Genomic DNA, 21,480 nt, shown 5'->3' with positions numbered 1-21,480 from the left:
AATTTTATTTAAGAGTTGAGATTATACTAAAAAAATATTAAAAAAAAATAAAATATTTCGTATGAAAAATTAAATTAGCTTTAAATTTTGGAACTTTTTTTGCTTATAAATCCTTAAAAATTATTTGCGGAGCAAAATTATGAGAATTAGTAACCAGTATAATTTCTACACATCTATACAAAACTACACCGATGGACAGTCTTTGTTAAATAAATACAATTTGCAACTTCAAACCGGTCAGCTTATTCAGCATTCTTGGGAAAATGCAAACATTTATATCAATGGCTCAAGATTAGAATATGAAATGGCTAATATCAATCAAGTGATTCAAGGTACTCAAGCGGCCATGGAGATGACAAAAAACACTGATACAGCTTTGAAAAACATCACAGAGCTTTTGGAAAAATTTAAAACACTTTTAACTAAAGCTGCAAGTGATGGTAATTCTCAAGAGTCTAGGGAGGCTATCGCAAAAGAATTACAACTCGTGAGAGATTCTATTGTAAATATTGCAAATACTAGCATTAATGGGCAGTATTTATTTGGTGGATCAAATAGCGCAAATAAGCCTTTTGATAAATATGGAAATTATTCTGGCAACAAAGATAATATTTTTGTAGTAAGTGGCGCAGGAACTCAAATTCCTTATAATATCCCTGGTTGGGATTTATTTTTTAAACCTGATTCAAATATTAATAAAATCATCTCAACCAATGTTTCATTTACAGATGCACGCTATCCAAATGAAAAAAAACACATTACCGGCGAGTCTTTATTTTCTCATGTGATAGGACAAAATTATGTCCAAAATGGTGAGCTAAAACCGGATGAAAATTTTGACAGTAGCTACGATGATAAACTTCCTTTTCCGCACTCATCAATGTATGTTCAAGGGGTAAGACCCGATGGAACAAGCTTTAAGGCCACTTTAGATATAGACCCTGATGCGAAAATAGATGATGTGTTAAATAACATAGGTAAACTATATGGTAACACAGAAGGCAACAAAGTAGTAGATGTAACGATTAACGATAGTGGTCAAATTGAAATCAAAAGCTTAAAAGAGGGAAGTAGTTCTTTAGACTTTCATGCAGTTGCTATGACCCCGCAGCTTCAAGATGCAGAGCAAATTAAAGCTTTAAAAGCCGCTGCAGAAAGAGAAAATATCAGCATGAAAGATGTGACCGATCGTATCATGCAAGCCGCACATGGAGGGAATTTAAATAACACAAGAAGTCCGGTTACTATCGAGGTTGGTGGAGAAAGATTTACCGTAGATATACACAAAACAGACTTTATAAAAAGCAATATCAATGGCAATAAAACCAATGGAGCTGATTTTGATGTGCCTTTTGAAAAAGATGGTAACACTGTTTTTGGTAATGTTTCTCAAGTAGTGAAAGGAACAAGCGAATACGCAACAGATAGTACAAAGCTTAGCGAAGTAGTTGCAAATGCCAATGGTAGCATGGATGGTCAGCAACTCCAAATGGAGATTACTTCTAAAAGTGGTCAAACTTATGAAGTAACTGTAAATTTAGAAGCTTCTATGGTGAGTTTTAATAAACCTGATGGAACTTTAATCCAAATTCCTTTTATGAGCGCTGATCCAAATAATCCTAGCAATATAAGCTCAACTAATCCTGAAGATATTACTTATGGACAATTAAATGATATCATAGGTATGATAGCTTCTGATAATATTCCAGAAACTACACTTGCTCCTGCAAATGCTGATCATTTTAAAGAGTATCAAAAGTTAGTTTTAAATTCTAGAGATAGTGTTGAAGTTGGTATGGATTATAAAGGTCGTATCAGTATTACTGATAAATTCTCAAGTAACACCAACATCGGAGTAACTATAAAAGATTCTAACTCAAACAGTGGCTTTCCTCCAGCAGGAACTACGGTAAATGGTTCGGGTTTTGTCTTTAGTGCAAACAATTCTTTGACAATTGATGATCCAAATATTGATCTAATTAAAGACTTAGATGAGATGATTGATGCGGTTTTAAATGGTACCATGAGGGCTGATTCAGAAGGGAGTGATCCTAGAAACACAGGTTTGCAAGGAGCATTAGAGAGAATTGATCATTTGCAAGAGCATGTTAGAAAAATGCAAACTACCATTGGTGCATACACAAACAATATAGAAGAAACTAACAAAAGAATGACCTTTTTAAATATTAATGTGGCTTCGATTAAAACAGGGATTACTGATGCTGATTATGGGCAAACCTATATGCAATTTATGCAAACTATGGTTTCATACCAAGCAATGCTTTCAGCAACTTCTAAAATTTCTCAAATGAGTTTGTTAAACTACTTATAATTTTTGATATAATAGCTTTTTTTCTTTATAAAGGATGTGTTATAAAAAAAGAAGCTATTTTTCTCATTTCTAATATATGTATTTTTTATTTTTGTTTAAGTGCTTTGATACCTGATCAAGCTTTGGTAAGCATTATAGGGTACTCTTTAGCAAAGCTTAGTTATTTTTTATTTGGTTCGTTAACCAAATTTTATCCTTTTGTCTTTTTTTGGTTTAATTATCTTTTGTATAAAAATGACTATAATTTCGACTTAATAGAGCGTAGGTTTAGTGTGGCGGTATTTGCTTGCATACTTGCTTCGCTAATTTTTGCTTCGGTTTTTTTACAAGATAAAGGCTATATAGCTTCAGCTATGTTTGTGATTTTAAATGGTCTTTTTGGAAAAATAGGTAGCTTAGTGCTAGTGATTTTATTACTTGCTTTTGCTTTTAGTATTTCTTTTCCGCAAATCATAAAAGATGTGTTTAAAATAGAGCTTGACTTTGATTTTTATCTGAAGCTTGAAACTTTAATTAAAAATAAAATTTTCGGCTTTTTTGGTGGCGATAAATACGAAAATGAAACCAAAGAAGAGCAAGAAAAACTCAAGCAAGAGCTTTTGATCAAAGATAAAGAAGAAGTAGTAAAGACAACGCAAGTGGAGCCAGCACAAGTAGTTCAGCAAAATAAGAAATTTAATCTTGATGATCTAAAAAATCAAGAACTAGAAGAAGTTGTCGTTAGTGAAGAAGATAAAAAGCTAGGTTCAAGTTACATCCATGAGCTTTCAGAGCCTATCGCAAATTTTGCACAAAAAGCAAGTAAAATAAATATAAAGGAAGATGAAATGACGCCTGAAGAGTATTTGTCAAAATATAAAAATAAAAGTGAAGATATTTATACTCAAACTTTAAAAAGTAAAAACCTAGATGAACCAAGTTATAAAAGACGCAATATAGATTTAAATGAAAACAAAGAAGAATTAAACGAAGATAATACTTTGTTTGCTAAAGAACTAAAAGAGCGCGAGCAAATGTTGCAAAAGGCTAAATTGCTTGAAGAATACAAGGCATTGCAAAAAGAAAAAATACTCGAAGAATTGAATGAGGATTTTAAAAAAATCGAAGAATTAAACGCCATAGAGGCGCAAAAAGAAGCTGAATTTAAAAAAATACAAACTAAAAATAACTTCCTAGGTGTTAAAGAATTTAAAGATGAGGATTTTATCCCGCAAAATGAAGTTAAAGAATTAGACTTTAGCGAAGATGATTTTGTTAAGCCTACTAGCATAGAGGAGTTAAGAAGTAAAAAAAACTATGAAACTCCTTTTGTAGTAGAAGAAGTAAAAAATGATATTTATGAGGAAAAAAATACGCCTGAAGTTTATCAAGAACCTACTATAGAAGTTGTTGAAAATAAAACACATCATTCAATCACCAACGAAGTTAGCGAAAATAAAGCATTATTAAAAGATCTTGACTTTGGAAATTTTGAAAAACCAAAGGATTTTACTTTACCACCTTTGGATTTTTTAACTATGCCAAAAGAAGGTAAAAGTGAAATCAATGAAGAAGAAATCGATAGAAAAATTTATGATTTATTGGAAAAATTAAGACGCTTTAAGATAGGTGGCGATGTAGTTAGAACCTATACAGGACCTGTTGTTACTACTTTTGAATTCCGCCCTGCAGCTGATGTAAAGGTAAGTAAAATTTTATCTTTGCAAGATGATTTAGCTATGGCTTTAAAAGCGCAAACTATAAGAATTCAAGCCCCAATACCAGGTAAAGATGTGGTTGGTATAGAGGTACCAAATGAGCAAATCGACACGATTTATTTAAGAGAAATTCTAGAAAGCGATGTGTTTAAAAACTCTAGCTCGCCTTTAACTATAGCTTTGGGTAAAGATATAGTAGGTGATCCTTTTGTGACGGATCTTAAAAAACTTCCTCATCTTTTAATAGCAGGAACAACAGGAAGTGGTAAAAGTGTAGGGATTAACTCCATGCTTTTGTCTTTGCTTTATAGAAATTCACCAAAAACTTTAAGACTGATGATGATAGATCCTAAGATGCTTGAATTTAGCATTTATAATGATATACCACATTTACTTACTCCGGTTATCACTGATCCTAAAAAGGCGGTTAATGCATTATCAAATATGGTAGCTGAAATGGAGCGAAGATACCGCTTGATGGCTGATGCAAAAACTAAAAACATCGAAAATTATAATGAAAAAATCAAAGAACAAGGCGGGGAGATCTTGCCATTTATCGTGGTGATTATCGATGAGTTAGCTGACTTGATGATGACAGCAGGTAAAGATGTGGAGTTTTATATAGGTCGTTTAGCGCAAATGGCAAGAGCTAGTGGAATTCACTTAATCGTAGCTACTCAACGCCCTTCAGTAGATGTAGTCACTGGGGTTGTAAAAGCAAATTTACCAAGTAGAATTTCTTATAAAGTAGGGCAAAAAATAGACTCTAAGGTTATTTTGGATTCTATGGGTGCTGAGAGTTTGTTAGGACGTGGGGATTGTTTATTTACTCCCCCTGGTATGAGTGGTTTGGTGCGTTTACATGCTCCTTTTGCAAGTGAAAATGAAATCGAAAATATCGTAGAATTTTTAAAAGCTCAACAAGTAGTTGAATACGATGAAAGCTTTTTGAAAGATGATAGTCAAGATGGGGTTTATAAAAGAAGTGAAATAGATGATGGGGAGTTAGATGAGCTTTATGAAGAAGCAAAAGCAGTGATTTTAGAAGATAGAAAAACAAGTATTTCATATCTGCAAAGACGCTTAAAAATAGGCTATAACCGCGCAGCAAACATCATAGAACAACTTTCTCAAATGGGTGTTTTAAGTGAACCTGATGCAAAAGGGCAAAGAGAAATTTTATAATTAATTTCTTATTGCCTTATTATGTTCTTTTAAAGTAGAGGTAAAAATATGTTTATTGGTTTTTTTATCTCTTACAAAATATAAATACTCTGTTTTGGCAGGAAAAATTGCCGCTTTAATCGCTTCAAAAGATACATTACACACTGCTTCTTTTGGTATACCACTGAATTTGTAAGTATTATAAGAGCTATTGTCTGATCTTATTCTTTGTGGGGTAACTTTTTCATGAGAGTACTTTCCGTAGTTGAGTGTTCCATCCATTTGAAGCTTCATGCCTTTTTTTAAGCGATTTCTAATCACTGATGAGATGATAGGCATTTCTTCATTATCTGCTGCCTCTTTTTGAATAATGGAAGCTATAATGATGTATTCATGCCATTTTTTTTCATTATATTCTCTAAAAATTTTAAAAGAAAGTTTTTTAAATTCATTAGTAGAATAAGCTAAAAGATATTTTACCAAAAGCTCTTCTGTAATGCCTTTTGGAATCTTATAAGTTTCAGGAAAAAGCATACCTTCTTTAAAAGGACTTTGCTTGTGAAATTCTTGCATTAAAGTTTTAGCGTTTAAGTTAAGCTTAGGGGCTAATTCGTGAAAGAATATTTCTGTGGTTTCTCCAGGAATGAGCGTAATGGTTTCAAGTGCTGCTTTAGCGATGGTAAGTTTGTGTAAAAATTCAGCTCGGTTGAGTGCATTTGTGCCTATATTGATCCAACCAGATTGAGGATGGCCTAAAAAATACAAAGCGTATTTATCAATACTGCTCATTTTATAGTTATTTTTATCTAATTGCGTTATAATCTTACTTACAGAACCTTGTGATATAAAAACCACGGAGTTTGTTTTTATAGGTAAGAGTAGATAGTAAAAAATGGATAAAAGAAAAATTAAAACAAAATCACAACATATTAAAAAAATTCTTAAATTTTTAGCATTGCCTATTATTTTTTTCATAGCTTTGTTTATTTACCTCAAAAATGGAATTTATATAGAAAAAATCGAGATTGCTTCTATAAATTTGGAGAAATTATATATTAAATTAGATAAAAAACTTATTTTAAATGCAAAAAAAGTTACTATTAATTCACACAATCAAAAGGGGCAAAATGATACTAGTGCAAGTAAAGCTATTAAGATTATAAAAGATGTGAAGTATTTGTATTGGTTTTTTCAAGAAGTAAGCATTGGAGAAATTTTAGTCAATAATTATCCAGTAGAGTTTGTATACAAAAATGATTTGTTTTTTGTCAATGGTGAGGATTTGTTGATTAAGCTTAATTTAAAAGTTGATGATAAAAAAATTCAAGTTGATGTAAGCAATTTTCTTCTAAAAGATTATGGTCTTAATGTTATGGGCACTTTAATGGTAAATCCCAAAACCAAATTTTATACATTTAGGGGTAAACTTGAAAGCGATTTTTTAAAAAGTGATGTTAAATTTTCGCTCAAAAGAGAAGAAATTGCATATGAGTTAAAAAATATCAGCACAAATAATATTTCTAAAATCTTTCATATTCTTACAGAAAATGGAGTGAAGCTCCCGACTAACTTGGATCTTTGGGTGGGAGGCAAGGTTAAAGCAGATTTTTATTTTATCGAAGAATTAAATGGTTTTGCGGATTTTGGAAAGCATAGGTATTATTTAGATGATATAAAAGCTAAGGGTTATGTGAATAATCTAAGAGTAGTATTGGATAAAGGAATTGATCCTATTGTTAGTCCTTTTGTAAGACTTGATTTTGCTAAACAAAGACTTGATTTTAGTTATGATAAATTGTATTTTAATAGTTACAATCTAGCTCAAAGTAAAGTTTATATCACTAATATGCTTAATGATAAAGCAGGGATTGATATCCATCTTAAAAGCAACAACACAAGGGCTGATTATAGGGTTAATCAAATTCTACGCCTTTATGATATAAAGTTACCTTTCTTGCAAAACAATGGTATCACGAAAACTGATTTAACCTTAAAAATACCTTTTGAACATCCTGAAAAACTTACATATAGAGGAAATTTTGATATTGTAAATTCTAATATTAACATTAGCGATTTTAAAATCATTCAGGCTAATGTAAATTTAGAAAAAGACAAAGTAAAAATCAACAATGCCCGTGTGCAAAGCAAACTCATCAATGGGGATTTTAATGCTAGTGTAAATTTAAAACAAAAAAAGGGAGAATTTAAAACTTATATAATAAGCTTAAAACTTCCACAAGATAGTTTAAAAATAGAAGATAAATTTTTAAATTTAGATCTTGATTTTGATCATAATATCAGTTTGTATAATAAAGAACTAACAACTACTTTGTTTTTTGATCAAGGTTTTTCGGTATATGTTGCTAAACTTGCAAAATATAAAGAATACTCTAGTCTCATGCAAAAAAACAATGTCCACGATGGAGAATTATCTTTAAAAACGGTTAATTTTGATGATTTTGATGTAGATATTAATAATACAACTTTTGAATCTTTTTTACTTTATAAGGACAACAATCCTTATGAGTATGATAGCTTTAGTGTAAATATCAAAGGTGATGATTTTAATCTTACTAGTGCAAGCGGTAGTGTTTTAGCACAAAAAGAAAGCGATGATGTAAACATAACTTTAAATAATGTAAATTTGTTAATCTCACAAAATGATACCGAAAATACCTTGAGTGATCTTGAGGGGTTGAATTACTATATCAATGCAAAAAATATTGATCTTATTTTAAAAGATTTTAACAAAACTTTAGATTTTGATCAATTTAGTGCAAATGTAAAAAAAGATTTTGTAAAAGCGCAGGCAAATCGCGGTGAATCTAAATTTAACTTTTTATTAAAAGAAAATCAAATGCAAATTAGAGCTTTGAAAATGGATGATGATTTTTTAAATACCTTTATGCGACAAAATGCTTTTGAAAAAGGCGAATTTAACCTTTATATAGATGGCAATAGTACGGATTTTTTTAAAGGAAAGTTTTTATTTAAAGATACATATTTAAAAGATCTTAAATTCCATCAACAGCTTTTAAGTTTTATAGATACTATACCAAGTTTGCTTTTATTTAAAGCCCCAACTTTCAATGAAAAAGGTTTTAGTATTGAAAATGCAGGTGTGAGTTTTAGTAGAAAAAAAGATCTTTTTGAAATCGATGCGCTTAATTTCAATGGAGATAGTGCAGATATTTTAGGTCAAGCTAAGGTGAATTTAAGAAGTGGTCAAGTTGATGGTTTATTAGAGCTAAGAACATTAAAATCAGCTAGTTCTGTGATCTCTAAAGTGCCAATTATTAACCAGATTATCTTAGGAAAAGATAGACAAATTAGTACACAAATTAAATTAGGTGGAACGCTAGATAACCCTGAGTTTAAAACTCAGCTGATTGCACAAAGCTTACAGCTTCCATATCATTTGATAAAAAATATTTTCGAGCTACCGGCAAATTTAGTAAAATAACTACAAAAGGAGTGACAATGAAAATTACTATCATAGGTGCTGGAAATGTTGGTGCAAGTGTAGCTTATACATTGATTTTAAGAGAGTTAATCAGCGAGCTTGTTTTGGTTGATATTAATAAAGATCTACTTCTTGCAAGAGAATTGGAACTAAGTCAAAGCATTGCAGCATTTAATTTTGATATAAAAATTACTTGTACGAGTGATTATAAATATACCAAAAATTCTCAAGTGGTTATCTTTAGTGCGGGTGTGGCTAGAAAAGAAGGGCAAAGTAGAGATGAATTGTTTATGATAAATTCTAAAATAATGCTCGAATGCGCACAATGTATTAAACAATATAATCAAGATCCATTATTTATTATAGTTAGTAATCCGGTGGATTTTTTACTTAATACTCTTTATGAAAGTAAGCTTTTTAGATCAAATAAAATTATCGCTATGGCAGGGGTATTAGATAATGCAAGATTTAAATACGAGCTAAGCAAAAGATTAAATTTAAAAACATCAGAAGTAGATACTAAATTAATAGGTTTTCATAATGACAGTATGGTTTTGATCCAATCACAAAGTAAAGTTAAAAACAAAGCCTTAGATGAAGTGTTAAATGCACAAGTTATCACTCAAATAGAGCATGAAGTCAAAATAGGCGGTGCTAAGGTGATTAAACACTTAAAAACTTCAGCATATTTAGCTCCAGCAAGTGCTTGTGTGAGAATGATAGAAGCTTTAAAAAGTGGAGAATTTTTACCTATGAGTGTGATTTTAAATGGTGAATATGGCTTATACGGAAAAGCTTTTGGGGTTATGGCAAGAATTAGTCTTGAGGGTGTGCTTGAAACTTTAGAATTGAAATTAAGTGAGCATGAGCAACTAGCTTTAGAAAAATCTTTCATTCAATACAATTACAAATGATATTTTAGGAGTTACTACTCCTAATGTTACTTTGTGTGATAAAACTTCAATTGTTTTATTTTATCTTTCAAATAATACTTATTCATGCTATAAATTCGCTATAATAAAAAGTTTGTTTTAAAAATAATTTTTTGATAAAAAATCATTAAAAATGACAAAAAGAGAAAGGATTATTAATGATTGCTCCAGAAAATACGCCAGTTTGGGTTGATGAAGCAAGGTGTAAAGCTTGTAACATTTGTGTTAGTTATTGTCCGGCTGGAGTTTTAGCAATGAGAGATGAGGCTAGTGCGGTTTTAGGACAAATGATAGAGGTGGTTCATCCTGATTCTTGTATAGGCTGTAGCGAGTGTGAAAGCCACTGTCCTGATTTTGCAATTTTTGTTGCTAAGAGAGATGAGTTTAAATTCGCAAAGCTTACACCTGAAGCCAAAGAGAGAGCTTTAGCAGTCAAAGAAAATAAATACAAAAAACTAAATGCTTAGGAAAAACAATGAGAGAGATTATATCAACAGGAAATGTTTTAGTAGCAAAAGCTGCAATTGATTGTGGCTGTAAATTTTTTGGTGGTTATCCGATTACCCCAAGTTCTGAAATAGCGCATGAGCTAAGCCATATGTTGCCAAAAAATGATGGTACTTTTATTCAGATGGAAGATGAAATTTCAGGTATTAGCGTGGCTTTGGGTGCTTCAATGAGTGGAGTTAAGTCCATGACAGCAAGTAGTGGCCCTGGAATTTCTTTAAAAGCTGAACAAATTGGTTTAGGTTTTATAGCAGAAATTCCACTAGTAATTGTAAATGTTATGAGAGGTGGACCATCAACAGGACTTCCAACAAGAGTTGCACAAGGAGATTTATTTCAAGCAAAAGCTCCAACACACGGTGATTATGCGAGTATAGCTTTAGCTCCTGCTTCATTAGAAGAGGCTTATACTGAAACCATTAGAGCTTTTAATTTGGCAGAAAAATACATGACACCGGTATTTTTACTTTTAGATGAAACAATAGGACATATGAATGGTAAGGCAAAATTACCTGATTTGGAAGAATTAAAAATCATCAATCGTAAAAAATTTACTGGCGATAAAAAAGACTATAAACCTTATGCAGCAGGGGAAAATGAAGCTGCGACACTTAATCCTTTCTTTGAAGGTTATCGCTATCATATCACAGGGCTTCATCATGGAGATATTGGTTTTCCAACTGAAGATGGGGTGATTGTAGATAAAAATATGAAAAGATTGTTTGGTAAGATTAAAAACAATACAGATGAAATTTGTACTTATGAAGAATTTATGTGCGAGGATGCGGAGTTTTTAGTTATTGCTTATGGTAGCGTTGCAAGAGCAGCTAAAGAGGTTATTTTAAGACTTAGAGAAGAGGGCTTGAAAGTAGGTCTTTTTAGACCAATCACGCTTTATCCGGTTGCTGAGAAAAAAATCGCTGAAGTGGTGTCGCGATTTAACAAAGTAATGGTAAGTGAGTTAAATATGGGGCAATATTTAGAAGAAATTCAAAGAGTGAGCAAAAGAAATGATTTTATTAGCTTACACCGTGCAAATGGACGTCCTATAACCCCAAGTGAAATTATTGCTAAAGTAAAGGAGAATATGTAAAATGGCTTTTAATTATGATGAGTATTTAAGAGTAGATAAGCTTCCTACTCAATGGTGCTGGGGTTGTGGAGATGGTGTTGTTTTAAAAGCTATTATCAGAGCAATCCAAAAACTTGGTTGGAATATGGACGATGTATGTTTGGTTTCAGGTATAGGTTGTAGTGGCAGGATGAGTTCTTATGTCAATTGTAACACAGTACATACTACTCATGGTAGAGCTATCGCCTATGCTACTGGGATTAAACTTGCAAATCCTAAAAAACATGTAATCGTAGTAAGTGGAGATGGTGATACTTTGGCAATTGGTGGAAACCATACTATCCATGGTTGTAGAAGAAATATAGATATAACACATATTTTGATCAATAACTTCATCTATGGTCTTACTAATTCACAAACCTCGCCAACTACTCCACAAGGTTTTTACACTGTAACAGCACAAGCAGGTAATATTGATCCTAATTTTGATGCTTGTGAGTTAACTAAAGCCGCAGGAGCTTCTTTTGTAGCAAGAACAAACGTGATTGAAGCAAATAAGCTTGAAAATATTATTTTTAAAGCTTTATCACATAAGGGTTATAGTTTTGTTGATGTATTCTCAAACTGCCATATCAATTTAGGTAGAAAAAATAAAATGGGTGAAGCAGTTAGTATGCTTGATTGGATTAAAAACCGCTGTGTAGATAAGTCTAAATTTGAACAACTTGATTTAGAGCAAAAAGCGGATAAATTTCCTACAGGGATTTTACATCAAGATGAAAGCAAAGCAGAATACTGCGAAGCATATGAAGAAGTTAGAAGAGCCTTAAAAGAAAAAAGAATGGTTGATTTAGGAGCGCTAAAATGAAATTTCAATTAAGATTTTGCGGAGAAGGTGGTCAAGGGGTAATCACCGCTGGTGAAATTCTAGCTAAAGCTGCGATCAAAGAAGGGCGCAATGCTTTTAAAGCTTCTACTTATACATCTCAAGTAAGAGGTGGGCCAACCAAAGTTGATATTATTATCGATGAAAACGAGATCTTCTTTCCGTATGCAGTAGAAGGCGAGGTAAGTTTTATGCTTTCAACTGCACACAAGGGATATCAAAGTTTTAAAGATGGAGTAGCTGCAGGTGGTATTATAGTGATAGAACCAAATTTGGTTCACCCAAGCAAAGAAGATTATGCCAAATGGAAAATTTTTGAAATTCCTATTATTACTATAGCTAAGGAAGAAGTAGGTAATGTAGCTACTCAATCAGTTGTTGCCTTAGCTATCGCTGCTTATATGAGTGAGTGTATTGATATTGAAGCTTTAAAACAAACCATGCTTGATATGGTACCTGCAAAAACTAAAGAAGCAAATGCTAAGGCCTTTGATTTAGGCATAGAATACGCTAAAAAAGCCCAAGTAGTTTCTTGATTTTCAAGAAACTCCTCTTGTAAAAATATATTTATCAAATTATCGTTATAATATTTTCCATTTTTCAACAAAAAGGTAAAATAATGAAAGAGCTAAATGGCTCGCAAATGATTTGTGAAGCACTAAAAGAAGAGAATGTAAAGGTTGTTTTTGGTTATCCTGGTGGAGCAGCTTTAAATATTTATGATGAAATTTACAAGCAAACATATTTCAAACATATTTTAGTAAGACATGAACAAGCAGCTTTGCATAGTGCTGATGCATATGCGAGAATGAGTGGGGAAGTAGGCGTAGCAGTGGTGACAAGTGGACCTGGTTTTACCAATACAGTTACAGGTTTAGCTACTGCTTATAGCGATTCTATCCCTTTGGTTTTAATTTCAGCTCAAGTTGCAACTTCTTTGATAGGAACAGATGCTTTTCAAGAAATTGATGCTATAGGTATTTCAAGACCTTGTGTGAAGCATAATTATTTAGTGAAAAATATTGAAGAATTACCTAGAATTTTAAAAGAAGCTTTTTATATTGCCACAACAGGTAGAAAAGGGCCTGTGCATATTGATATACCTAAAGATGTTACTGCAGCTATGGGTATTTGGGATTATCCTAAAGAAATTTCCATGAAGACTTATAAGCCTACTTACAAGGGAAATATTAAGCAAATTAAAAAACTAGTTAGCTTGATAAAAAATTCCCAAAAACCTTTATTTTACTTGGGTGGTGGATGTATAGCATCTAATGCTAGTGATGCATTAAGAGAATTAATTCATTTTTGTCAAATTCCTGCGGTTGAAACTTTAATGGCATTGGGAACTTTAAGAAGTGATGATGAGCTTAATTTAAAAATGGCAGGTATGCATGGGAGTTACTGTGCGAATATCGCTTTAAGCGAATGTGATTTGTTAATTGCTGTAGGGGCTAGATTTGACGATAGGATTACGGGAAAAACAAGTGAATTTGCAAAGAGTGCAAAAATTGTCCATATTGATATAGACCCAAGTTCTATTTCTAAAATCATCGAAGCACATTATCCTATAGTTGGGGATATTAAAAGTGTGATTATGGATACCTTAGAAGAGTTAAAAAAAGAAAGTTTGGATCAGACTCAGTATCAAGAATGGTTTAAAACTCTACAAAGATATCAGCAGCTATATCCATTAGGTTATGAAGATAGTGATGAAGTGTTAAAGCCCCAGTGGGTGATAGAAGAGTGTGCTAGGTTGGCTCCTGATGCGAGAATTATCACAGATGTAGGGCAACATCAAATGTGGGTAGCACAATTTTATCCGTTTAATTATGCAAGACAACTTGCAACAAGTGGTGGGCAAGGAACTATGGGTTATTCTCTACCAGCAGCACTTGGAGCTAAATTAGCTGTGGATGAAGAAGTGGTGGTAAATTTTGTTGGTGATGGATCTTTTTTGATGAATGTACAAGAGCTAATGACAGCAAGTGCTTATGGTATAAAAGTGATTAATATTATCTTAAATAATTCCTTTTTAGGTATGGTAAGACAGTGGCAAAGTATGTTTTACAAAGAAAGATTTTCTAATACAGACTTAAGTATTCAACCTGATTTTGTAGGGATTGCAAGAGGATTTCACTGCGAGGGTTGCAATGTTTTTAGTAAGGAAGAATTTCAAAAAGCTTTTCAAAAAGCTTTAGAATCTGATAAAACCTATGTGTTAAACGTAGCGATAGATCGCTATGAAGATGTATTGCCGATGGTGCCAGCGGGTGGAGCGATTTATAATATGATTTTACCTAGTTTTAAAAACAAGGATAAAAAATGAAAAGAAGGGTGATTTCAGTTATCGTGCTAAATGAACACGGGGTGTTATCGCGTGTAGTTGGTCTTTTTTCAGGAAGAGGTTATAATATAGAATCTCTCACCGTGGCTCCACTTGATGATAAGGATTTTTCGAGGATAAACATCGTTACTTTAGGCGATGAAAAAGTTTTCGAGCAAATTATCAAGCAGTTGCATAAGCTCATACCTACTTATAAGGTGATTGATTCAAGTGATTTTATAGAAAAAGAAACAGCATTGGTTAAAATCGCATTAAGTGAAAATTTTGCAGGATTGGATGCTATATTAAAAGCTTACAATGGTAGTGTAACTTATAGTGATGATGAATGTATTATTGTGATGGCGTGTGATGATGCTTGTAATATTGATAACTTTTTAAAAACCATGAAAAAGTATAATCCCATAAGTGTAGTAAGAAGTGGTTCTATTTTAATGGAGGTAAAATGAAAATTAGTGAAATTGCTAAATTTTTAGGCATAGAGTATTGCGGAGATGATATAGAGATTACAGCTTTGAATTCTTTGAATAATGCAAGTTTTACCGAGCTTAGCTATTGTGATGGAGAAAAAAATTCTAAAAAAATAGCTAGTAGTGGAGCAGGGGCTATATTGGTATCTAAAGAATTTGAAAATTTGGTTTCAAAAGATTGCATTAAATTAGTCGTTGATAACCCACATTTATCCTTTGCACTTTTAAGCAAACTTTTTGCTAAGCCTTTGATTGCTAGTGAAAAAAAACAATCTCACATTGCTAAAAGTGCCAAAATCATGCCAAATGTTTATATAGGTGAAAATGTCCAAATAGCTGATCATGTGGTGATAATGGCAGGGGCTTATATAGGGGATAATGTAAGTATAGGCGAGCATACTGTCATTCATCCTAATGTTGTGATTTATAATGATACTAAAATTGGTAAAAAATGTCATTTGTTAGCAAATTGTGTTATAGGTAGTGATGGTTTTGGTTATGCTCATACAAAAAATGGTGAACATTATAAAATTTACCACAATGGCAATGTTATTTTGGAAGATTTTGTGGAAATCGGTGCTTGTACGACAATTGATAGAGCAGTTTTTGAAAGCACTATCATCAAGCAAGGTACTAAGATAGACAATCTTGTTCAAGTAGGGCATAATTGTGAGATTGGAGAAAATTGTCTTATTGTAGCACAAAGTGGAATTTCAGGTTCGAGTATTTTGGGTAAAAATGTCATCATGGGTGGACAAAGTGCTACAAGTGGTCATTTAGAAATAGGAGATTTTGCTACCATAGCAGCAAGAGGTGGGGTAACTAAAAGCCTTGAGGGTGCTAGAGTGTATGGTGGTTTTCCTATTATGCTTCAAAAAGATTGGTTGAAACTTCAGGCAAAAATTATTTCAGCTTATAGGGATAAACATGAGTAAAAAAATATACAAAAGCATAGAGCTACATGGCAGCAAAAATGGCGAAATTAGCCTTTGTCATCTTGCAAATCCTTATGGAGTAGGGAGTGAAGATGTGTTAAGTATTGGTGTGGCTTTAAAAAAAGAAAGTGGAGTGGATTGGAAAATTCACATTCCTTATGAAAATTTAAAAGAGCTTATTCAAGCACTTCAAGAAATTGAAAAAAGTAGAGCCTAGTTTAAAAACTAGGCGTTTTGATATTTCTTTTTCTTCCTGCTAGTAGTATTAAAATCAAAATGAGCATTGTTAAGATATAAACATAAATAGGTATATTAAAACTATCTCCATTGGCATAAGAATGTAAGCCAGAAAGGAAAAAATTTACTCCAAAATAAGTCATTAATATGCTATAAAATGCCAAAATACTAGCACTTGCAAAAGCAAAAATAAAACTAGTTTTAACAATAAACCTTAAGTGTAATACCATGGTATAAACTACAATAGAAATTAAAGCCCAAGTTTCTTTTGGATCCCAACCCCAGTATCTCCCCCAGCTTTCATTAGCCCATACTCCACCTAAGAAATTTCCTATAGTAAGCATCGCAAGTCCTATAATCATAGACATTTCATTAATACAATGCAGTTTTAAGATATTTTTATCGATATGATTGTTTTGATTTCTTAAGACAAAAAGGATTAGGCTTAAAATTCCAAGTATAAAACAAAGCGCTAAAAATCCATAACTTGCTGTTATAATAGACACATGAATATTAAGCCAATATGATTTTAAAACAGGAACTAAATTTCCAATTTGTGGATCCATAAAACCAAGATGTGCAACAAAAAGTGCAATCCCTGCTAAAAAACTTGCTCCACATAAGGCTAAGAGTGATTTTCTAAAAAACACCACAGCACTTATCGCACATGCAAAAGCTATGTAAACCATGCTTTCATAAGCATTACTCCAAGGAGCGTGATCGCCTACATACCAACGAATGATTAAAGCTAGTGCATGTATTAACACACAAATACTCAAAATAATATAAAAAAATCCATATACCCAAGAAGATAAAGTAGTGTTTTTTAATATAACATAAAAACTCAAAACAAAAAATACAAGTGAAAAACTGATATAAATAAAGGTGAGGTTATCGAAAATATTATAGTGATTTAGCAGTATTTCAAGTTCTATTCTTTCTTTTGGTGGTAAAACCTTACTGCCATAGTGAAGCTGAAAATCTTTTAGAGATTGTAGAATTTCATTTGCATCTTGCCATTGATTGTTTTCAATGCCATTGCGAGTTTGTAAAAAATAATTCACTAAAAGCATTTGTAAGCGCTCAATATCTTCTTTAGTAAAAGGTAAAGCATGCACAGGAGAAAACCATTTTAGACTTTGCTCGTTAACATCAGGTAGTATAGTTAAAGCTTGTCCACTATAAATATAATAAGCGTGGTTGATTTTTTCGTCCAAGGCGAGTAAGTCTTTGTCTAATTTTGTGCGTTGTGAAGGGGTTTTTCGATTAGCTTCTTCGACATAATTACTAAGCTTGTATACTCCATTGTCAAAAACATCATCAAATGCAATATGTTTTTCATTGATATTTGTGCCTATTAGTTTTCTTAAGTCTTTAGTTTTAGTAGAGATCATTTTGATTTTTCTAAATTCATTAGGATAAATCATCATGGCTAAAAAGATTTGATCATAGTGTAAATTTAAAAAATCATCTTCTTGGGTGATTTTATGGATAAATTCCATTGCTAAGGTATCTAAAGGTTTTATCCTTCCATTGTGATCTTGTATAAGTAATTTGGCAAAATTTAAAGAATGTGTGTATGAGTTTTTTTGGATATGGGAGATTAAATTTAAAATATCATTTTTATTTTCTTGGGCAAAAAGTGGAGTATGTAAGCCTATAAAGAGTAAAGTTAGCAATGTTAAATTTTGTCCTTTTTTAAGATAAGCATTGAGGCGGTGAAATCTTGAATTTTTATCAAATAAAACCCATAAAAATCCTAAGATCAATAAAGTATATCCTATATAGGTTGGAATTTTTCCAGGATCTTTATTGACTGAAAGTATTGTTCCTTGCTCATCTTGATCGTATGAGTTTTGAAAAAATCTATATCCACCATAATCAAGAACATTATTCATAAAAATATCATAGTTTTGATAGATGTGGTTTTTTTCATCTATGATTTTGATTTTTGAAGTATAAGAAGAAGGACTCATAGAGCCTAAGTAGCGTTCTAGTATAAAATCTTCCAAATACAATGCAAAAGGAAGTTCGATTTTTCTTGGACCCCAGTTAATCTCAAAAGCTTTGTTTTGAAAATAAAATGAAGTTACCACCTTGTCTGTGAAATTTGGATTTAAAGTGATATTTTTATCTTGATTTTGATAATGAATATTTAGTGTTAAGCTCGCAGGTGTTACAGAGTCTTTTTGCGCAGTGTAGTTAATGGAGCTTACGGTTAGCTTTTGATGGTCAAAACTAAAAGTTTTTTGAAAATGTTTCTGACTAAGCGGTGTAAAACTGATGGGAAATTCTACGCTTGTATTGGTATCAAGATCGGTTATTTTTATCAATTCTTCTCTTGTGGCTATGATGTTAGAACTTTGGTTTTCTCTTATATGCATTCCACCTTCTAAGCCTAAATACCGCGTAAGTCCTGCTCCTATAAGTATCATGATAAAAGAAAAATGTAAAAGTAAACTCGCGTATTTTTTCTTTTGTAGTAGTTTTTTATAGATTATTACTCCGGCTAAATTAAGTCCTAGCAATAAATGTAGCATGTCAAACCAAGCATTATCATAAACTAAAGCTTTAGCTGCACTAATGCCATAGTCATTTTCTATGAAAGTTGCCACAGCACATGCTATAGCATAAACACTCATAAGTAAAAAACTCATTGCAAAAGAAAAAAAATACCGCATTGTGCAACCTTTAAATATTGTTGTCTTTATAATAATGAATAAGCTTTTGCGCTATGCTTGCTTCATCTAATTTTTGATTTTCACTTTTATTTAAAAAATCCATAGTAGCGTATAATCTTTTTGCACTTATAAAACCAGGGTAATTAAGCAAGGTTTGATAGTTTTGGTTTAAAATTACAACCGTTGGAGTTGCTACGATATTATAAATACTAGAAAGTTCAGCGGTGCTTAGATCGCTTTTGTGGTTTTTATAAAATGTATGAATTTTTTTATAACTTATATTGATATAATAAGAACTATATTGATCTTGTATCATTTTTTGTAATTTTTTGTCATTTTCTATTTCTTCTTTTAGTTTATCACAGTATATGCAGTGATTAGCACTAAAGATGATTAAGATGTTTTTTTCATCGCTTTTGATATTGGTATTGTCTTTAAATAAATGCGCGATTTCTTTGTAAGATTTTTTATCTAAATCTTTTGCTTTTTGTGAATTTTCTTTGGAAAATTGCGTACCACTTGAGATTAAATTAGAATCAAGCTTTTCTTCCTTAGAGCATGCTATAAAAAAAACACAAGTTAGGCTAAGTAAGAGTATTGTTTTAAACATTTTTACATCCTTAAAGAAGTTGGAAAAAGTCCTTATTCGCTATTATAGCGAATAAGGTTATAAGATAGTGTTAAAGAAAGTATAAAGCATTAAAAACAAAAACACTAAGCCAGTAAATAACATCGCAAAACCGACAAATTTAGCCAACCATTGATATGCTTTAGAGGTGTTTTTGTTTTCATATAAAGTGCTTAGTTTACCACTTTCTTTTAAGCGTTTATACCATACACTTCTTTCTTGCTTGATTTCTTCTTCGCTTATACTTCCTGAGAAAATCACCATATCCATAGGGAAGCGATCTGCTCTAAAATGTGTATTAAAGAAGTGAATTGCAAAAATAAATCCTGTAGCAAGCAATGCTTCATCAGAGTGAAGTAAGGTTGCTAGGTTGATCGCCTCACCTGGCAAAAATTTACCAAAGAAAGTAGGAAACCATAAAACAAGCCCTGAAATACCGATGATAAACATACCCCAAAATACTGCTAGATAGTCAAATTTCTCCCAATAAGTCCAGCGGTCAAATTGCGGTCTTGGACCAAAGCCAAAAAACCATTTAAAATGATCTTTCATATCTTTTAGATCTTGTAAATTTGGCATTAAAGAATCAGGACCAAAGGTCGCTTTTAAGACTTTTATAAAACTTATTTTTCCGGTTATTGGATCTCTTGCTACATCGCGACGCTTCCAATTGACAATGATGATTTCTCCAATGTGTGAGAAAAACACCGCAAACATTACAATCGCGGATATATGGTGTATAGTAGCCGCATGAACGATATCTCCACCCATTAAATCGATCATAGGTTTAGCCCATGGTGAGTCATAAAATTTTTGTGGCAAACCTGAAAAAGCAAGTCCTAAAAAGCTAGCCGCCATAAAGAAATGTTGAATTCTATGTAAGGTGGTAAATCTTCTTACTTTTACCCTATCTTCATGAGCTGCTTTTCTTGCTTCTTTCCATTCTTTAGGGTATTTAATACGCATAGCAATTAAACGTAAACACCAAAGTATAGTATGAGCACCAAAGAAAACAAACACAGAGATAACTAAAATAGTCATAAAAATATAAGCACCATGTAAACCAGGATAGTTTTCTCCATCTCCATGATCAGCATGCGCCATCCAATTTACAAAATTTTCATTTGAATTAGGGTGGCAAGATTGACAAGTTTGAACACGGTTAATAGGAGATAAAGTTGAACTTCTCTCTGTAGATTTTAAGATATTGTGCTTACCATGACAGTCAGAACATGTAGCAACACTTGGAGTTTCCCCTGGTGTGCTTAATACCATGCCTTTACCATGAAAAGTCATATGGAATGTTTTGGTTTTTTGTTTATGACATTGTGCGCATTTTTGATCCACTAATTGCTTTTGTGAATAAACACCTGAATGCTTTGGACTAACATGGATGGAATGGCAAGTCGCACAAGAAGGTTTTTCTTTTTTCTTTTCTGTGCTTTGATTTGGTAGAAATTCTTGCACCCCATGAGCGCTTTTTGCTAAAGCATTGCTTGCTTTTTCGTGGCAAGTAGCACATTTTTGGTTAATTAGATTTTTACTTGCTGCAATATCAGCTCTAATACCCTTGTCTTTTTGCGCGTGACAATCACGACAAGAAGGAGTGTTGCTAAATTTAAATCTTGAATGAATCGTATCTTTAAATTCAATAATCTCTTTAGCTTTTTCCCATTTTACAGTGTCGATTTTCTCGACTTTTCTACCTGATGTTACCCATGATTCAATACCATCAAGCATTACAACAGAGTTTTTATAGCCAAGTTCTATAGCAACAGCAGCAGCTTGAGAAGCTTCAAATCTAAAACGATTTAAACCATAAAATACTAAATTTGCATTTTTATCTTGTGGTAATAAATTTTGCCAATTTTCAACATAAGTTGATATAGAATTAGGTATATAACCATTAGTTTGTCTATCTTGCTCTGAATTGACATCAAAAAAATAAGTATTATTTTGATCTAGCATTGCTTGAGCTTGAGCTAAACTAATGCTTTTGACACCTTCTATTGTTCCTATTTCTCCATTTGCCTCAGCAAAAACAAATCCTGATGGCGTAAAAAGAGCAAAAAAAACAATAAAAAATCGTGTAATTAAATTTTTCAAGACTAGCTCCTTATTTACAAGGAAGA

At 32.1% G+C, this 21,480-nt stretch carries 16 protein-coding genes; 12 read left to right on the top strand and 4 right to left on the bottom strand.

The features are described from left to right. Nucleotides 1-139: 139 nt before the first annotated feature. A complete protein-coding gene (flgL, locus tag A0083_RS04420) occupies nucleotides 140-2,332 on the top strand; it encodes a flagellar hook-associated protein FlgL (protein ID WP_197552408.1) in 2,193 nt (730 codons plus the stop codon). 134 nt (nucleotides 2,333-2,466) lie between these two features. After that, nucleotides 2,467-5,214 carry an FtsK/SpoIIIE family DNA translocase gene (locus A0083_RS04415; RefSeq protein WP_232087583.1) on the top strand — a complete coding sequence of 916 codons (2,748 nt, stop codon included), beginning with the start codon at nucleotides 2,467-2,469 and terminating at the stop codon, nucleotides 5,212-5,214. Here A0083_RS04415 and mltG read toward each other — a convergent pair whose 3' ends face one another. Beyond that, nucleotides 5,215-6,168, bottom strand: coding sequence for an endolytic transglycosylase MltG (gene mltG, locus A0083_RS04410; RefSeq protein WP_332088003.1), 954 nt, complete (start codon nucleotides 6,166-6,168; stop codon nucleotides 5,215-5,217). It lies immediately after the preceding gene. Here mltG and A0083_RS04405 point away from each other — a divergent pair. The 10 genes from A0083_RS04405 to A0083_RS04360 all read left to right on the top strand — a co-directional run bounded on the left by A0083_RS04405 (nucleotide 6,086) and on the right by A0083_RS04360 (nucleotide 16,019). Next, complete coding sequence (locus A0083_RS04405) at nucleotides 6,086-8,656, top strand: YhdP family protein (protein ID WP_197552404.1); 2,571 nt, start codon at nucleotides 6,086-6,088, stop codon at nucleotides 8,654-8,656. The two genes, mltG and A0083_RS04405, sit on opposite strands and share 83 nt — an antisense overlap. Before the next feature lie 17 nt (nucleotides 8,657-8,673). Continuing rightward, complete coding sequence (locus tag A0083_RS04400; protein WP_197552402.1) at nucleotides 8,674-9,570, top strand: malate dehydrogenase; 897 nt, start codon at nucleotides 8,674-8,676, stop codon at nucleotides 9,568-9,570. A gap of 176 nt (nucleotides 9,571-9,746) precedes the next feature. Then, nucleotides 9,747-10,055 (top strand): 4Fe-4S binding protein, encoded by a 309-nt coding sequence (locus tag A0083_RS04395; RefSeq protein WP_120759136.1) that lies wholly within the window; start codon nucleotides 9,747-9,749, stop codon nucleotides 10,053-10,055. Nucleotides 10,056-10,063: 8 nt separating this feature from the next. Further along, complete coding sequence (locus tag A0083_RS04390; RefSeq protein ID WP_197552400.1) at nucleotides 10,064-11,188, top strand: 2-oxoglutarate synthase subunit alpha; 1,125 nt, start codon at nucleotides 10,064-10,066, stop codon at nucleotides 11,186-11,188. A gap of 1 nt (nucleotide 11,189) precedes the next feature. Continuing rightward, entirely contained in the window at nucleotides 11,190-12,035 is an 846-nt protein-coding gene (locus A0083_RS04385; protein WP_120759133.1) for a 2-oxoglutarate ferredoxin oxidoreductase subunit beta, read from the top strand. Further along, nucleotides 12,032-12,589 (top strand): 2-oxoacid:acceptor oxidoreductase family protein, encoded by a 558-nt coding sequence (locus A0083_RS04380; RefSeq protein ID WP_120759131.1) that lies wholly within the window; start codon nucleotides 12,032-12,034, stop codon nucleotides 12,587-12,589. Before A0083_RS04385 ends, A0083_RS04380 begins: the two co-directional genes overlap by 4 nt. An 83-nt stretch (nucleotides 12,590-12,672) precedes the next feature. After that, complete coding sequence (locus tag A0083_RS04375) at nucleotides 12,673-14,382, top strand: acetolactate synthase large subunit (RefSeq protein ID WP_197552398.1); 1,710 nt, start codon at nucleotides 12,673-12,675, stop codon at nucleotides 14,380-14,382. Further along, nucleotides 14,379-14,846 (top strand): acetolactate synthase small subunit, encoded by a 468-nt coding sequence (gene ilvN, locus A0083_RS04370; RefSeq protein WP_120759127.1) that lies wholly within the window; start codon nucleotides 14,379-14,381, stop codon nucleotides 14,844-14,846. Before A0083_RS04375 ends, ilvN begins: the two co-directional genes overlap by 4 nt. Then, nucleotides 14,843-15,802, top strand: coding sequence for a UDP-3-O-(3-hydroxymyristoyl)glucosamine N-acyltransferase (gene lpxD / locus A0083_RS04365; protein WP_120759125.1), 960 nt, complete (start codon nucleotides 14,843-14,845; stop codon nucleotides 15,800-15,802). The genes ilvN and lpxD overlap by 4 nt, the downstream gene beginning before the upstream one ends. Then, on the top strand, nucleotides 15,795-16,019 hold the full coding sequence (locus A0083_RS04360) for a hypothetical protein (RefSeq protein ID WP_120759123.1): 225 nt from the start codon (nucleotides 15,795-15,797) through the stop codon (nucleotides 16,017-16,019). Before lpxD ends, A0083_RS04360 begins: the two co-directional genes overlap by 8 nt. Before the next feature lies 1 nt (nucleotide 16,020). Here A0083_RS04360 and ccsA read toward each other — a convergent pair whose 3' ends face one another. Genes ccsA through A0083_RS04345 form a run of 3 tightly spaced genes read right to left on the bottom strand, consistent with a single transcriptional unit; the run spans nucleotide 16,021 to nucleotide 21,454 of the window. Then, nucleotides 16,021-18,720, bottom strand: a complete 2,700-nt coding sequence (gene ccsA, locus A0083_RS04355) for a cytochrome c biogenesis protein (protein WP_197552396.1) — start codon at nucleotides 18,718-18,720, stop codon at nucleotides 16,021-16,023. 10 nt (nucleotides 18,721-18,730) lie between these two features. Then, complete coding sequence (locus A0083_RS04350) at nucleotides 18,731-19,330, bottom strand: SoxW family protein (protein ID WP_197552386.1); 600 nt, start codon at nucleotides 19,328-19,330, stop codon at nucleotides 18,731-18,733. 57 nt (nucleotides 19,331-19,387) lie between these two features. Next, a complete protein-coding gene (locus A0083_RS04345; RefSeq protein ID WP_197552384.1) occupies nucleotides 19,388-21,454 on the bottom strand; it encodes a rhodanese-like domain-containing protein in 2,067 nt (688 codons plus the stop codon). Nucleotides 21,455-21,480 lie beyond the last annotated feature (26 nt).

It is taken from the genome of Campylobacter sp. 2014D-0216 (genome assembly GCF_014931215.1).
In the GTDB taxonomy this organism is placed as follows: Bacteria; Campylobacterota; Campylobacteria; order Campylobacterales; family Campylobacteraceae; genus Campylobacter_D.
Note: the sequence above shows the minus strand (reverse complement) of the source record. Positions and strands in the feature narration are given on the sequence as shown.

Coding starts and splice junctions, on each gene's coding strand:
- ccsA (WP_197552396.1), bottom strand. CDS start 18,720: ATGCGGTATTTTTTTTCTTTTGCAATGAGTTTTTTACTTATGAGTGTT.
- A0083_RS04350 (WP_197552386.1), bottom strand. CDS start 19,330: ATGTTTAAAACAATACTCTTACTTAGCCTAACTTGTGTTTTTTTTATA.
- mltG (WP_332088003.1), bottom strand. CDS start 6,168: ATGAAAAAAATAATAGGCAATGCTAAAAATTTAAGAATTTTTTTAATA.
- flgL (WP_197552408.1), top strand. CDS start 140: ATGAGAATTAGTAACCAGTATAATTTCTACACATCTATACAAAACTAC.
- A0083_RS04375 (WP_197552398.1), top strand. CDS start 12,673: ATGAAAGAGCTAAATGGCTCGCAAATGATTTGTGAAGCACTAAAAGAA.
- A0083_RS04395 (WP_120759136.1), top strand. CDS start 9,747: ATGATTGCTCCAGAAAATACGCCAGTTTGGGTTGATGAAGCAAGGTGT.
- A0083_RS04360 (WP_120759123.1), top strand. CDS start 15,795: ATGAGTAAAAAAATATACAAAAGCATAGAGCTACATGGCAGCAAAAAT.
- A0083_RS04400 (WP_197552402.1), top strand. CDS start 8,674: ATGAAAATTACTATCATAGGTGCTGGAAATGTTGGTGCAAGTGTAGCT.
- ilvN (WP_120759127.1), top strand. CDS start 14,379: ATGAAAAGAAGGGTGATTTCAGTTATCGTGCTAAATGAACACGGGGTG.
- A0083_RS04380 (WP_120759131.1), top strand. CDS start 12,032: ATGAAATTTCAATTAAGATTTTGCGGAGAAGGTGGTCAAGGGGTAATC.
- A0083_RS04385 (WP_120759133.1), top strand. CDS start 11,190: ATGGCTTTTAATTATGATGAGTATTTAAGAGTAGATAAGCTTCCTACT.
- lpxD (WP_120759125.1), top strand. CDS start 14,843: ATGAAAATTAGTGAAATTGCTAAATTTTTAGGCATAGAGTATTGCGGA.
- A0083_RS04405 (WP_197552404.1), top strand. CDS start 6,086: ATGGATAAAAGAAAAATTAAAACAAAATCACAACATATTAAAAAAATT.
- A0083_RS04390 (WP_197552400.1), top strand. CDS start 10,064: ATGAGAGAGATTATATCAACAGGAAATGTTTTAGTAGCAAAAGCTGCA.